Origin of the sequence: Halalkalibacter krulwichiae (assembly GCF_002109385.1) — a bacterium.
Lineage (GTDB): Bacteria > Bacillota > Bacilli > Bacillales > Bacillaceae_D > Halalkalibacter > Halalkalibacter krulwichiae.
Genome location: NZ_CP020814.1, coordinates 613456 through 627773, shown reverse-complemented (window position 1 = coordinate 627773; position 14318 = coordinate 613456). Strand labels below are relative to the sequence as shown.

Below are 14318 nucleotides of genomic sequence, written 5' to 3'. Positions count from 1 at the left end.
CATTTTATAAAAGTCTTGAGAGAAGAAACCCTCTACTTTCCAATCGCGTAGCAAACGAAGCCATTGTCATTTCTATTCCAATTCTTGAGATAGCTAAATAATAAATTAAAAGCTATGATGAGCATTATTAAATTACTTGGTGAACAAGAGGGCGGCCTTCTAGCCCATTTACTAAATTCTCTAGCGCTAAACGAGCCATATTCATTCTTGTTTCTATAGCAGCACTTCCAATATGAGGTAGTGCAGTTACATTATTAAGTTGCAATAATTTGTGGTTAGCCGAAATTGGTTCATTTTCAAAAACATCTAACCCCGCAGCCCATATTTCTCCAGACTGTAAAGCCTCATAAAGTGCATCTTCATCAACATTAGAACCTCTTGATGTATTAATAAACACTGCTGATTTTTTCATCAATTGAAACTGAGCAGTACTCATCATTCGATACGTTTCCTTTGTTGATGGAGCAAGGAGCACAACATAATCAGACTTTTTTAACAACTGGTCCAGTTCTACATATGTAGCTCCTAAATCTTTTTCTGCTTCCTCATTTTTACTACGATTGTGATAAAGGATATTCATCGAGAATCCTCTTGCTCTACGCGCTACCCCAACTCCAATCCGGCCCATCCCTATGATGCCAATCGTTTTTCCGTAAATCTCTTGACCGGTTAAGTAAAAGGGTAGCCACCCCTTCCATTCATTGTTTTGAATTGCATCAGCGCCCTCTTTTACCCTTCTACCAGTAGCCATTAAAAGGGCAAATGTGAGATCAGCTGTTGCTTCAGTCAGGACACCTGGAGTGTGGCCGATAAGAATTCCTCTTTTCTTCGCCTCTTGTAAATCGATATTGTCATAGCCTACAGCCATCGTGCTTATGACTTTTAGCTTCTTTGCTTGTTCAAAAAGCTCTTCATCAATATGATCGGCCACGTTTGTAAATAAACCATCTGCATCAACTATTTCTCCAAGTAAACGCTTACGAGACATTAATGCATGATCGCTTTCTACTGTCACTACTTCATATTTTTCTTTTATTGGGTTCATTAATTCATCAGGTATTTTACATGTCATGATCAGTTTCATAGTTTCCCTCAATTCTATATAACGTTAATGAAGAAATAACTGCTTGAAATTCAGATCTTCTTCTCCGATTCCTATATGCTCTAAAAACTCAAACACATCTTTAAAAGAACTTACAGGATATTGTGTCTTACACAAGTTAGACACTTGATTCACATTTGAAAGAAAGCTTTGATCATGTGCTAAGTCTTCATCCAATTGTAATAATAACTGTAAAACTTCTTGATCTTTTTCAAATGTGACATACCCTTCACTTTCATTAAAATATACAATAAGTGGAACGTGGGTATAAGGATGGATAAAATGAGCTTTATAAACGTCCATATTGTCTCTCCTTTTTTCGTTAACCTAACATTAGGTGATGCTTACTTTTATTCTTACTATTAATTATGTAGTCATACTGAAATAATAGAGGCAGGCATAACAGTAAAGATAACTTTTAATTACTGCTTGCATTTAAATTATAACATTTGTATTTATTAATCAGACAAAAGATTTTCGACTGCAGCCAAAAAATTATATTCCAGTACTTTGATTTGTGTTTCCTAATTAATACAAGTCACCAAGTAACATTGGGCCTTGGTGACAAGCTTCAGTATTGTTATGGGATATCATGTCCCATTGAACTCTGTAAAATCTCAAACCATTGATCTAATGTTATGTGATAATCCAGGGCTTGAACAGCACGCATGAGTCGTTCCTTTTTGCTAGTGCCTATAATAGGCATTATCTCGGCAGGATGAGCGAGTAGCCATGCATAAGCAACTTCATCGATAGTTATAGCTCCAATTTCATCCCTGACCTTTTCCAGTGCTTTTTGAAGTCTTATGCTCTTAGGATCTACTCCCGTAAATAATTTCCCACCAGCTAACGGAGACCACGCCATCGGTTTCACTCTTTTTTCGAGACAAAGGTTCAATGTTCCATCCTCAATATTTTCTAATTGATACGGAGATAGCTCAATTTGATTTGTAACTAATTTATCCTCAACGTACGATTGCAGCATTGTAAATTGATGGTGCTTAAAGTTAGATACGCCAAAATATCGGACTTTGCCAGATGTTTTCAACTTAGAAAAAGCTTCTGCAACTTCTTCTGGATTCATAAATGGATCTGGACGATGGATTAGTAAGACATCAATGTAATCTGTTTTTAAATCTCTTAAAGAATTATTTACAGATTCAATGATATGTTTTTTGCTTGTATTGTAGTGATGAGATTTATGTTGAGGTCTTGCAGTTGCTTCAAAGACAATGCCACACTTTGTTACAATCTCCATCTTCTCTCTTAAAGAGGGTTCTAATGCTAGTGCTTCTCCAAAAAGGCTTTCACACGTATATGCTCCATAAATATCTGCATGATCAAATGTAGTAATCCCTTGCTCTAATCCAAATTTAATTAAATCAAGTGTTTCCTCTTTCGTTTGGTTCCACTCATTAAGACGCCAAAATCCATGAACAAGTCTTGAAAAAGATAAATCATTTGCTAATTGAATACGATCCATAACATCCTCCTCTGAAATTGCAGTTATTTATTTAGAATCTATGTAATACGCTTAAGTATATCAGTTACTTTATAAGGGGGTAAAACATCATGACAACCGGTTCTATGCAACCTCTTAAAAACGCTGGATTAGCTGCTGTATTAAGTGCCCTTTGGTGTGGGTTAGGTCAAATTTATAACGGACAAATTGGAAAAGGAATCGCCTTCATGTTAATCCAGTTTATTAATGCATTGCTTATGTTTATACTTATTGGCTTTATTACGTACCCGATTATGTGGATATGGGGTATGATTGATGCTTATCGCCAAGCAGAAGAAATCAATCGTCAAAACTCAATCGAGCAAGATCATCCATAAACCTTAAGAGGATGACCAAGTTTCTTACTCCTTGGTTCATCCTTTTTTCATTCTCTATTTTTCTAGCCCTTTAGGAACTTTAACAAAATCGAAAAGGTTTGATTTCTAATAACATCACCCTCATTCAATAACTGATGATGACCATTTCCCATGATAATCACTTGGCTATTAGGATAAGATTCTTGTACTTTTTTTAATCCATATTTACTATCAATTGTTTTATCATGATCACCTTGAATCATAAGAAACGAAAGATCCTCTGATGTATGATGATCATTAAAACGCAACCATTTGTTAAGCGCTTCGAGCCAAGACAATGGTAATCTTTTTTCTTGTAATGGATCCCTTTTCGTAAACAATAAGTAATCCTGGTCTGAGGAATTAGTTTGAAAGATCCGTTTAAATGAATTTATGAACATAATTTTTCTTGTGAACAACAAACCTATTTTGGAAAGTTGCCACAAGGGAGGTCTAAAAAGAGGAGCAACAAGTGCCATCTTAGCAAATCTTTCAACTGACCTCTTAGCAAATTCTAGGCCAATCATTGCCCCTGTACTATGTGCGATAAAGTATGGGCGTTGCGTTAAAGATGGAACAACACGATCATATATCACTTGTAATGATGTAATATAATCCTCAAAACTAGAGATAGTTGCTCGCTCACCGCTTGATAAACCATGCCCAGGTAGATCATAACAAACGACTTCAAAATGATTCTCTATTAGAAAAGTGATTAACCTGTTAAAAGAACCAGCATGATCTAGATAGCCATGCAGCAATATTACCATTGCACTTTGATTAGATGGCTTAAAGCATTGAGTAAATAATTGATATTCTCCTGCTCTAATATAGCCGTACTCATGTTTAACCTTTATACTAGGCAACTTGTAATAGCTCCTGTACAAATCCATATATGGTGAATAAGTTCCAAATGGTAAGCAATCCCTCCGGATCATTGTAAGCGCATGTTGTATCATTTTTCTCTTACTAATTCCGTTATGCTCTCAACTTGTGCTGTCCAGGGAAACATATCAATTGGTTGAATAGATTTAACTTTATACCCTTTCTTAGTAAGTAAATCGACGTCTTTTGCTAAAGTAGATGGGTTACACGAAACATACACCATACGCTTTGGTTTCACTTCTAAGATGGTTTTTAACAACTGTTTATCACAACCTGTACGTGGTGGGTCGACTACTACTACGTCTGGTCTCCAACCTTCTTTCTGCCAGCGTGGAAGCCATTCTTCAGCCTTACCTACTTCATAGGAAACATGCTGGTAACGGTGATTTTCAGCATTCTTTCTTGCATCTTTTATGGAAGCTTCAATAACGTCCATTCCTCTTACTTCGGCAGCATCTTTTGCTAGCCATAAACCAATTGTCCCAACCCCGCAGTAGGCATCTACCACTTTTTCTTTTCCTGTTAATTTTGCTGCTTTTTTTACTTCATTGTAAAGCTTTACTGTTTGTACTGGGTTTAATTGAAAGAAAGCACGAGCTGATAGTGAGAAGGAAAGTTCTCCAAGCTTCTCCTCAATCGCTTCTTCACCAGCTAAATGTATCGTTTTGCCACCAAAGATCAAAGACGTCTTTTGACTATTTACATTTTGAATAATTGAAGTTACTTGTGGCAGCCTTCTTTTGATTTCACTGACAATCGCCTCCTTACGAGGAAGTTCCTCTTCTTTCGTAACAAGGACGACCTGAACTTGATTCGTTTCAAAACCTACACGTGTTACAATCGTTCTGATGATACCTTTATGCTTTCTTTCGTTATAAATAGGCACATTGAGATCAGCAAGTATTAGTTTTACTGTCTGTGTTACTTTGTTGGTTGCTTGATGCTGCACTTTACAGTCAGAGAGATCAATTAATTTATGAGAATTCATAGCGTATAACCCGGCTATAACATTCTCTCCTTTCTTTGCAACTTGTAACTGACTTTTATTCCGATAATTCCATGGATCTTTCATTCCAATCGTTTCGTGTACTTTTAGTTTCTCTACATTTAGTTTCGTATGCCGTTCAAAAGCTTGCTTTACTATATCTCTCTTTTCTCTCAATGTCGCTTGGTAGTCCATATGCTGAAGTTGACAACCACCACATTCAAAATAAATAGGGCAAGGTGGTTCAATTCTTTCTTTTGACCGTTTCCGTACTTTTATCATTTTGGCTTCAGAAAAGCGAGGACTAGTTTTAGTTACTTCAGCAACAATTTCCTCTCCTGGAAGAGCCCCAGGAACAAAAACAACTTGTCGTTTAAAATAGCCCACTCCTTCCCCATTGATCCCAAGACGCTTAATGGTAAGTGGGAACTGTTGTCCAATTGATATATTTGCGGTTTTTTTTGTTTGATTTTCATTCATATTTTCAACTCCGTCCTCATAATGCGCCTCTATTATAGCATGTTCGAACATTTCTTCCTAAACTTGCTAGACCGGTAACCTATATAAATCTGCTAAAATAGGTTAAAGATGACCGAATAGAGGAGAGATGATTTTGTCTATACCTACAGATGTGGCTTCATTACAAATTATGGCCCACGTATTTAAAAAGGAAAGCCTTAATTCAATTTTTGAGAAAACGGTTGAGAGTCTTGTTGAGCAAGTTCCTTATATCGATTGGGTAGGAATCTACATGTATGAGAATCTTGACCATAAATTAGTTGCAGCCTCTTCATTTGAAGATGACTTAAGGTGGGAGTGTAACGGTGAGTTAAAATTCCCTATTACGAATTCGATGGAAGAAGAGATTGGCATGATGATTGTCCGTAGCAGGCATCCAATTGCTTTTGATGTAACAGATGTAAGTACACTAGAAACCATTGCAGCAGCAATTGGGCAAGAAAGCTACGCAAACTAAAGGATGATCCCGCTATAAGCTTATAGCGGGATCTTTTTTACGTGTCTCTTACTTCATGGAAAGGGTAGTGCTTCTGTTTGCTTTTGAAACATAAGATCGTCCAGACTTCTAAATTCATACCCTTGTTTACGAGCATCGTCAATTACCCTTGGCAACGCCTCTGCATTATCACTTGAAACAGAATGAATTAACATAATCGCCCCAGGATGAATTCGTTTCATAATTTGATTATATGCGTAGTCTCCACCCTTTTGTTTGTCAACTTCCCAGTCTTTATAAGCCATCGACCAAAAGACATTTGTGTAACCTAGCTTTTCAGATAATTCTAAAGACCGTTCACTAAATTGACCTCTCGGTGGGCGTAGATAGTTCATTTCTTTAACACCCGTAATTTCCGTAAAACGTTCCTTTACTTTAGTTAGTTCATTGATTAAGCGACCATCTCCTACTTCAGGTAAACTAGGATGATGCCATGAATGATTTCCAACAATATGACCTTCTTCCACCATTCTCTTTACAAGGTCAGTGGCATTATCAAGGTAATGTCCGGTAACAAAAAAAGTAGCAGGGACATTCTTTTCTTTCAATACATCTAACACTTTAGCTGTATAACCATTTTCGTAACCATTATCAAAAGTTAAATACAATTCCTTCTTAGTAGTGTCACCGATAAAGTAGCCATTGGCATTTTCAAGCAACCTTAAGAATTCAGGTTCTGTCGTGACTGGCTTATTGTCTTTCTCGGGCTTATAACTCCAGTTATGTGTTGTATTGTCATAAGCTTCGGCAACTGAAGAAAAACTAACAAAAATGGCTACAATGAAAAGTACTGCAAGGAAAGGTGTCTTTTTTCTCATGTTCCAATCTGCTCCCTCTCTTTTTTTTGTTAGTGTTTCACGAGTTAAACTGTTTATGTATGATTAACTTTTTGATATGTAAATGTTTACTGCTAAAGTTGTTAGTTGTGCAGTATCAACTAATTTAATTTATTTTATTTAAAAACCGGTTCTTTAAATTGTGCTAACTTTTCTAAAGATGACTTGTCTACATCAGCATGCAAACTGTTTCCGTGCGAATCCATCGTCACAATTGCTGCAAATCCTTCTACTTCAAGGTGCCACATTGCTTCTGGAATCCCAAATTCCATTAAATCTACACCTTTTACTTTCTTAATACAGTCTGCGTAATATTGTGCAGCTCCACCAATTGCATTTAAGTATACCCCACCATGCTCCTGTAATGCCTTTAATGTTTTAGGACCCATTCCACCTTTACCAATGACAGCACGAATGCCAAACTTTTTCATGATATCTCCTTGATATGGCTCCTCACGAATACTTGTAGTTGGTCCAGCTGCCTTTACATGCCATTCTCCTTGATCATCTTTCATCATAACAGGACCGCAGTGATAAATCACTTGTCCATTTAGATCGATTGGAGCGTCATGGTCCATTAAGTGATGATGAATTGCATCTCGACCAGTATGCATCATACCGTTAATGATCACTACATCTCCAACTTTCAATTCACGAATTTGTTCTTCAGTGATTGGAGCTTGTAGCACAACTTCACGAACATCTGTAACTTCCTCTGTAGCAGCTACTTCTTTTTCAGCATCGCTTAAATCTACTTTTTCTCCATCTTTATAAAGCCATTCTTGAATAGCTCCTTCTTGGTCAAGAACAACTCCGAGACGGCGGTATGCCCAACAGTTGTAAGCGACAGATACGAAGAAGCTTGCTGGTAAACGGTTCATTGCACCGACTTTACATCCAAGGAGCGTAGCTTCTCCACCAAATCCCATTGTTCCAATTCCTAATTTATTCGCATTTTCTAATACATAGTCTTCGAGCTTCTGTAAATCCGGATTCTCATTCACATCATCAACCGCACGGAAAAGTTGTTCTTTCGCTAAAGAATAGCTTGTTGTACGGTCTCCTCCAATTCCAACTCCAATAAAGCCAGCACTACAGCCTTGCCCTTGTGCCTGGTAAACTGAGTGCATAATACATTTACGGATACCATCTAAATCACGACCTGCACGTCCTAAACCTTCTAATTCCGCCGGTAAGCTATACTGAATATTCTTATTCTCACAGCCACCGCCTTTTAAGATTAATCGAACATCAATAACATCCTTTTCCCATTGTTCGAAATGAATGACTGGTGTCCCCTCCCCAAGGTTATCACCTGTGTTCTTCCCTGTAAGTGAATCAACAGAGTTTGGACGAAGTTTCGAATCCTTTGTAGCTCTAGCAATCGCAGCATAAATAGCCTTTTTCATTTCAATTTGGTTGACACCAATTGGCACTTTAATTTCAAAAGTTGGCATCCCCGTATCTTGACAGATTGGTGAAACGTTCTCATCAGCCATTCCAATATTTTCAGTGATTGTAGACAGTGAAAGTGCAGCACGTGTTCCTGCATTCTCTTTTGCTTTAGCAGCAGCAATCGCACGACGTACATCATTGGGTAAATTTGTTGATGTTTCAACAATCAGTTGATACATACTTTCTTCTAATTTTTTCATTTCATCCATCTCCTTTTCCGTACAAACTTTTTCTTTGTCATTACTATTATAATGCTAGTCCAAAAATTCCGAAAGAGAAAAGTGGAAGCGCGTTCAACCTAACATATGGAAAATCAAAAGAAAAAACGCCCTAATAGGACGCCTCTATAATAACCTCATATTTGAATTCAGTTTCGCTTCTGTCACTAAATGTGTCGTTCGATTCACATAATGGAAGATTGGATTTCTACGATTTTTGGGCCATTCTATATGACTAATACTTGTATTACCGATTTGAAATGGACGGTGAAGGGTATGCCACTGATCTCCGGCGATTAGATACATTAAAAATATACTAATAAATCCACCATGCGATACAATTGCAACATTATTATTCTTATGAGCAATTTGTAGCTGCTGTACAATATACTGACATCGTTTCGTTAACTCATCAATGGTTTCAGTTCCTTCAACTCCAGAAGTTAAAATAGTCTTAGAAGCTGCGTCAGGGTATTTTTCAAAAATCTCTTGGCGTGACAAGCCTTGAAATGGCCCTAAATGAACTTCTCTAACTTCCTTCCATTTATGTACAGACAGATTCTTTCTAGTAGCAATTGCTTCCGCTGTCTCTGATGCACGTATTAAATCGCTACTATATATATAATCCAACGGTAGTTCTTTGAAATACTCCGCAACAAGTTCAGCTTGGTCTCTTCCTAAGTTTGATAAAGGGAAATCCTTCCAACCTTGAATTTTCCCTGCAACGTTTCCTGTCGATTCACCATGTCGAACTAAGTATAAGTTCACATTACCACTCCCTACTCAGACCAATCATGACGAAATTGCTTACACTTTACTTCAATATCATCTAACATGGCTAACAGTCGATCAATTTCTTCTACTCCAGCCTGTTCTGGATCTATCGTCTCAAGAACATTCATCACCATATTTAATCTATTTTGCAAATAATCCATTTGTTCTTTTTTATCATGAATTGCTCCACCCAATACAATCGCTCCTTTTTACTCATCTTTGTCACCTCGAGTGTAACAGATTCTATTCTTCTATACAATTTTTCACCTAAGTACATAGACAAAAATCGAGAGGCTACTGAAGAAAGTGCGGACCTCACCTTTCGTATTAAAAACCGACCTTTTTCTTTAGACGCTTTTGCGTTAAGATGATAGAAGTGAATTTGTAAAAAGGAGCACGAGTTTTGTGATTGAAACTTTTCCACAGATAACGCCTGCTAATGATCCTTGGGAGGCGTATCAAGATATAGATGAGTTCGGTAAATTAACGTTAACGAATGTCGAGTTCACAACAACTACTTTATGTAATATGCGTTGTGAGCATTGTGCAGTTGGCTATACTTTGCAACCAAAAGACCCGACACCTTTGCCACTTGATTTACTCATTCAACGATTAGAAGAAATTCCAAATCTAAAAGCATTTAGTATTACCGGTGGAGAACCGATGCTCTCAATGAAGTCTGTTGATCATTATGTTGTTCCATTGTTGAAATATGCTCACGAACGTGGTGTTCGCACTCAAATTAACTCTAACTTAACACTAGATCTAAAGAGATATGAGAAAATCATTCCTTATCTAGACGTCCTTCACATTTCCCATAACTATGGAAGCGTTCATGACTTTGCTGAAATCGGGTTTGCCGTAATGAAGCGCAAACCGAGCTTTGAGCAGCGTTCAGCCTTATTCCACCGAATGGTTGAAAATGCTAAGGCTCTAACTAGTCAAGGGGTACTTGTTTCAGCTGAAACGATGATTAACAAAAGAACCCTCCCACATTTAGAAAGCATACATGAACAGATTGTTGAAATGGGTTGCCAGCGTCATGAAATACATCCCATGTACCCAAGCGATTTTGCAAGTACACTTGAAGTTGCTACGTTAGAGGAGATTAGAAATGGTATTAACCGCCTTCTTGATGTAAAAAAGGATGATTATTGGATGCTATTTGGAACATTGCCCTTTTATCCTTGCAGTCAGAATGAAGAAGATCTTCGTCTACAAAAACGATTGCTAACAGAGAAAAACGTAACTGTTCGAAATGACCCAGACGGACGGTCACGGCTAAACGTTAACATTTTTGATGGTAATATTATCGTAACCGATTTCGGTGACACACCTCCGTTAGGAAACATCAAGAATACATCTTTGCCAGAGGCCTATTCCAAATGGATCAAATCAGATCTCGCCAATTCACTTAACTGTCATTGTCCATCTGTTAAATGTTTAGGTCCTAACGTTCTTGTTAAAGACGCTTATTATCCAACTGTTGACTTCACCAAAAAAAGTTCTAATATATAACTGTAAAGAGACGTTTCAAAAGGTCTAATTTGACTTTTTGAAACGTCTCTTTTTTTCTTTATTTAGGTTGATTGGCAGCCACAAAACTAAAGGACAGATGGTCTTGCACGGGAATCCATGCTCCGATTCCTTGCTGCGTTACATTCTTCACTTCTAATTTTCGCTTTCCGCCTTTAAAGGTCAAGTAAACTTCTCCATAAGTAACTTTCCCCTTTTCATTTGCAGCAGGTACATAACTATTTAAATAACCAACTTGTTTTGGAGCGATATTATATGTGTTTCCTTTTTTCGTACCTTGACCGATTACCGTTTCAAAAGATAATGGTAAATTGGTATGTTCAGTTGCTTTAATCATCATCATCTTTTTCACAGCATCGCTATTGGGAATTTTCGCCGTTAGACCACCATTTACCTTTTTTTGTTGTTCCTGATAATAAGTTAATTTCTGTGGAGATCTGCCTCCACGATTATCTAAATAATTCGTATTTACTTTTTGATATTCCCAATTCACTTCAGTTCCATCAGATTGATAAGCTAACGGCCATTCTCCTAAATAGATGGAAGCTCTAAAGCCTAACGCTAATTTGGAATCGTTAATTGTTGATTCATTTAAGATTCTAATTAAATCTGGGTTCTCAATTCTTACATCTGTCGTTGTAAGCAACTCTTTCGCTAACTCACTTGGCTGAAGATAAGGCAAATCTTGAGTTGGATTTGTATAAGTATTTTCCTTTGATATTTTCACTACTGAATCAGGAATTTTGAAATCCTTTTTCTCTTCTTTGTTCTCACCTGCTGCCGAAATGGTCATACTCATGGTTAATAAAAAGATCGCTGTTAAAGCTAAGATCAAACGCTTCATCATTAAACCTCCTAAGTTCATTTAGAGACATGTGGTTATGCTTTAGTTTGAGCGATTCAAAAAAATATTATCCATTGCTTCCGCAAGCAAGTATTTTTTGATAACGTTAAGTGAGTTATCTAAACAGAAGGTTGAGGTAACTTACTTAAGGAGGTTTTATAATGAAAGACATACATATCTTATTTATCGGTGCCGGAAGAATGGCCGAAGCGATCTTTTCTGGAATCCTGCAAAAAGAAAAAGACATTCATATTACAGTTTCCAATGAAAAAGACGTTCAACGATTAAAATCGTTAAAAGAGCAATACGAAATTAATACAACTACCGACTGGCTCTCAGTGCTACATGAAGTAGATGTCGTACTTTTAGCTTGTCCACCTAGTGCTCATGACGAAGTATTAACTAAGATGAACACACATATACGCTCAAATCAGTTTGTGATAACAGTAGCTGCAGGTATTGGGCCAAGTACATTAGAGCGTTATTTGACTGACAAAACCCCTGTTGCTTGGCTTATGCCAAATACTGCAGCAGATGTTGGCAAATCAATGTCGATTTACGCCTTCGGGAAACACGTTAAGAATGAACACGTTGTGCATTTTAACAAAATTGTTTCAGCGATTGGGGCTTCAGAACAACTATCAGAACAGCAAGTTCATGACTTAACTGCTATTACAGGGAGTGCACCAGCATTCTTATATCACTTCATTGAATCACTTGAGGATTCAGCTCATACTTATGGTATCACAAAGAAACAAGCGAGAAAGCTTGTAACTGAAATGATTATCGGTAGCGCTGCAATGCTTGATAAGCATCGTGATCCAATGAAGTTGAGAGATCAAGTTACTTCCCCTGGTGGCGCAACGGCTGCGGGCCTTTCCCTTCTCGCCGAAAATCAATTTGCAACTCTTATAAACAAAGCTGTACAAGCTACAAATGAAAGAGCAAAACAACAAGGTAATAAGTAAATAGAAAAAAGCCGCTCACTCTTGAGCGGCTTTCCAATCAAGCCTCTTTCCCACCCTCGGAAAGAAAAATTGTATTAACGGACCTATTAGAAATGTTACGAATACTGTTCCAATTCCAATTGGTCCGCCCACTATAAAAGCAGCAATTAAGGCAACTAGTTCACCGATCGTTTTCGCTATCATTAAGTTGACTCCTAGAACATGCCTAATAGCAAACATGAAGGCATCAATTGGAATCAAAGCAAATTCGGCTTGCATGTAGATAGATGCCCCAAAAGCAAGAACGACAATTCCAATCAATAAAATAACAACTTGAAGTCCCATTCCACTAAATAATGAGTCATTAAAAACAAAAATCAGCCAAAAATCGATAAAGTAACCTAAAATTAAAATAGTTATCAATGAGTGAATAACTGGCTTTGATTTTGTTAGCAATGCGTTGATAATAATTAATATCATCCCGACAAAGATAACCCAATTACCAACAGAAAATCGAGTACTATTTGCTAACCCAACATTTAATGCATCCCAAGCGCCTGCACCTAGACCAGCGAGGATCGTTAATGTTACTCCGAAAGAGACAATTAATAAACCTCCCGTATAACTTAATGCTCTAATTAAAACAGACTTCATAAATGAATTTCCTCAATTCTTTTAACAAGATTCGATGTTTTCTAATTGTTTCTCTTTATTCCCGATGTTTCCACCGGCTTTTTTCGTCAATTTCCGAGGAAATATTAGCTAAGTTTCTACTAATACATTCTTTAGGAAATCTAACGGCATTTTAACAGTATATAAGCTTTATGCAAAGCCCCTATGCTGAAAGGGAAGTGTTCTCTTTTGTTTTCAAAGAAGAGCGATATAACACTACTTGATTTAATACTTTAGTTGCTACCCATTGAGTTATAACTGCATAAATAAATAATTGCCAATCAATTACGTATGCAACAAGTGAAAAGACAATCAGATTCATCCAAAACATTGACTTTCCAGGAAGAATCTTTGCGACAACAAAAAGAATATGAGCAATAATCGCCAAGCCACCAGAAGAGGCACCGAAGCGAAAAAGAAGGCCTACCCCTATTCCAAATAAAACGGCACCTATTACCATACTCATTATCATTGGTAAATTCCATGATATTTGTATATATTCAGTAAACCAAAGTGTTAATGAAGTAATGGACACCGTATAAACGGTTTTCATACAACTTTTGATACCTATCCATCTTATGGCTAGCATTAACAGAGTAATATTCATTCCCCAAATTGTTAGTGCATATGAAACCTCAAACCATCTCTCAAATAAAATCGCGATTCCCGCTGCCCCACCAGATGCAATCTCAAACGGAAATAAGAAAAAAGCCATTGCCAATCCTTGAACAAAAGCTCCAAATGCTAATGCAAGTAGGGCACGAAAGTCATTATGCATCTTAAACTTGTTCAAAAGTTTCAGTTATACGAATGGAGTCTTTTACCGATTGAACAATTGGACAGTTTTTTGTTGTAACTTCTAGTGCTTTTGCGATCTTTTCATCATTAGCATCTGATCCTGAAATTAGGAAATGAAGATGTATATCAGTTACCTCATTTGCACCTGCTTCATTCCGAGTAACATCAGCTGTAATTTTTATATCGTTATATGAGATTCTTTTTTTAGTCAATACTTTCCTTAGTACGCCCCCACTACACACAGCTATGGAAGAAACTAATAATTGATAAGGGCGAAACCCATATTCAGCATTTCCAGACACTTCTAATTGACCAAACTCTAAATCTGTAACAAAACTGTTTTCCTTCATATGAAATTCCATCTTACTGCCTCCTTCATTTGACTGCTTTTATT

General features: G+C 37.1%; 17 protein-coding genes. 4 read left to right on the top strand and 13 right to left on the bottom strand.

Going from position 1 to position 14318, the window contains the following annotated elements:
- Nucleotides 1-127: 127 nt before the first annotated feature.
- The 3 genes from BkAM31D_RS03210 to BkAM31D_RS03200 form a co-directional block, all read right to left on the bottom strand.
- Complete coding sequence (locus BkAM31D_RS03210) at nucleotides 128-1084, bottom strand: 2-hydroxyacid dehydrogenase (protein ID WP_066157722.1); 957 nt, start codon at nucleotides 1082-1084, stop codon at nucleotides 128-130.
- A gap of 24 nt (nucleotides 1085-1108) precedes the next feature.
- Nucleotides 1109-1405 (bottom strand): hypothetical protein, encoded by a 297-nt coding sequence (locus BkAM31D_RS03205; RefSeq protein WP_066157725.1) that lies wholly within the window; start codon nucleotides 1403-1405, stop codon nucleotides 1109-1111.
- 277 nt (nucleotides 1406-1682) lie between these two features.
- Entirely contained in the window at nucleotides 1683-2585 is a 903-nt protein-coding gene (locus BkAM31D_RS03200) for an aldo/keto reductase (RefSeq protein WP_066157728.1), read from the bottom strand.
- An 89-nt stretch (nucleotides 2586-2674) separates the two neighbouring features.
- On the opposite strand from BkAM31D_RS03200, the gene BkAM31D_RS03195 reads away from it, so the two are divergent.
- Nucleotides 2675-2941 carry a hypothetical protein gene (locus tag BkAM31D_RS03195; RefSeq protein ID WP_235820518.1) on the top strand — a complete coding sequence of 89 codons (267 nt, stop codon included), beginning with the start codon at nucleotides 2675-2677 and terminating at the stop codon, nucleotides 2939-2941.
- Nucleotides 2942-3003: 62 nt separating this feature from the next.
- On the opposite strand, the gene BkAM31D_RS03190 is transcribed toward BkAM31D_RS03195, so the two are convergent.
- Together BkAM31D_RS03190 and rlmD are read right to left on the bottom strand one after the other, a co-directional pair.
- Nucleotides 3004-3825: an alpha/beta fold hydrolase gene (locus BkAM31D_RS03190; protein ID WP_066157732.1), complete on the bottom strand. Its 822-nt coding sequence runs from the start codon at nucleotides 3823-3825 to the stop codon at nucleotides 3004-3006.
- 89 nt (nucleotides 3826-3914) lie between these two features.
- Nucleotides 3915-5309: a 23S rRNA (uracil(1939)-C(5))-methyltransferase RlmD gene (rlmD, locus tag BkAM31D_RS03185; protein ID WP_066158182.1), complete on the bottom strand. Its 1395-nt coding sequence runs from the start codon at nucleotides 5307-5309 to the stop codon at nucleotides 3915-3917.
- Between the two features lie 133 nt (nucleotides 5310-5442).
- On the opposite strand from rlmD, the gene BkAM31D_RS03180 reads away from it, so the two are divergent.
- Entirely contained in the window at nucleotides 5443-5805 is a 363-nt protein-coding gene (locus BkAM31D_RS03180) for a hypothetical protein (RefSeq protein ID WP_066157735.1), read from the top strand.
- Between the two features lie 53 nt (nucleotides 5806-5858).
- Here BkAM31D_RS03180 and pdaA read toward each other — a convergent pair whose 3' ends face one another.
- From pdaA to BkAM31D_RS03160, 4 genes are all read right to left on the bottom strand, one after another.
- The gene (pdaA, locus tag BkAM31D_RS03175) at nucleotides 5859-6662 is read right to left on the bottom strand and encodes a delta-lactam-biosynthetic de-N-acetylase (RefSeq protein WP_066157737.1); all 804 of its coding nucleotides are present in this window, start codon (nucleotides 6660-6662) and stop codon (nucleotides 5859-5861) included.
- 134 nt (nucleotides 6663-6796) lie between these two features.
- Nucleotides 6797-8335, bottom strand: coding sequence for a fumarate hydratase (locus BkAM31D_RS03170; RefSeq protein ID WP_066157739.1), 1539 nt, complete (start codon nucleotides 8333-8335; stop codon nucleotides 6797-6799).
- A gap of 144 nt (nucleotides 8336-8479) precedes the next feature.
- Nucleotides 8480-9121: a histidine phosphatase family protein gene (locus BkAM31D_RS03165; protein WP_066157741.1), complete on the bottom strand. Its 642-nt coding sequence runs from the start codon at nucleotides 9119-9121 to the stop codon at nucleotides 8480-8482.
- Between the two features lie 11 nt (nucleotides 9122-9132).
- Nucleotides 9133-9321, bottom strand: coding sequence for an SE1561 family protein (locus tag BkAM31D_RS03160; RefSeq protein ID WP_066157744.1), 189 nt, complete (start codon nucleotides 9319-9321; stop codon nucleotides 9133-9135).
- A 211-nt stretch (nucleotides 9322-9532) separates the two neighbouring features.
- On the opposite strand from BkAM31D_RS03160, the gene yfkAB reads away from it, so the two are divergent.
- Nucleotides 9533-10645 (top strand): radical SAM/CxCxxxxC motif protein YfkAB, encoded by a 1113-nt coding sequence (gene yfkAB / locus BkAM31D_RS03155; RefSeq protein WP_066157747.1) that lies wholly within the window; start codon nucleotides 9533-9535, stop codon nucleotides 10643-10645.
- A 58-nt stretch (nucleotides 10646-10703) separates the two neighbouring features.
- Here the strand turns inward: yfkAB and BkAM31D_RS03150 are convergent, their stop codons facing one another.
- On the bottom strand, nucleotides 10704-11507 hold the full coding sequence (locus BkAM31D_RS03150; protein WP_066157750.1) for a YfkD famly protein: 804 nt from the start codon (nucleotides 11505-11507) through the stop codon (nucleotides 10704-10706).
- Between the two features lie 158 nt (nucleotides 11508-11665).
- Between BkAM31D_RS03150 and proC the strand changes: the two genes are divergently transcribed.
- Nucleotides 11666-12475 (top strand): pyrroline-5-carboxylate reductase, encoded by an 810-nt coding sequence (gene proC, locus BkAM31D_RS03145; protein WP_371807193.1) that lies wholly within the window; start codon nucleotides 11666-11668, stop codon nucleotides 12473-12475.
- A 15-nt stretch (nucleotides 12476-12490) separates the two neighbouring features.
- Here proC and BkAM31D_RS03140 read toward each other — a convergent pair whose 3' ends face one another.
- The 3 genes from BkAM31D_RS03140 to BkAM31D_RS03130 form a co-directional block, all read right to left on the bottom strand.
- Nucleotides 12491-13108: a YczE/YyaS/YitT family protein gene (locus BkAM31D_RS03140; protein WP_066157758.1), complete on the bottom strand. Its 618-nt coding sequence runs from the start codon at nucleotides 13106-13108 to the stop codon at nucleotides 12491-12493.
- Nucleotides 13109-13289: 181 nt separating this feature from the next.
- Nucleotides 13290-13919 (bottom strand): YitT family protein, encoded by a 630-nt coding sequence (locus BkAM31D_RS03135; protein WP_169801144.1) that lies wholly within the window; start codon nucleotides 13917-13919, stop codon nucleotides 13290-13292.
- The gene (locus BkAM31D_RS03130; protein WP_066157764.1) at nucleotides 13906-14286 is read right to left on the bottom strand and encodes an OsmC family protein; all 381 of its coding nucleotides are present in this window, start codon (nucleotides 14284-14286) and stop codon (nucleotides 13906-13908) included. Before BkAM31D_RS03130 ends, BkAM31D_RS03135 begins: the two co-directional genes overlap by 14 nt.
- Between the last annotated feature and the right edge of the window lie 32 nt (nucleotides 14287-14318).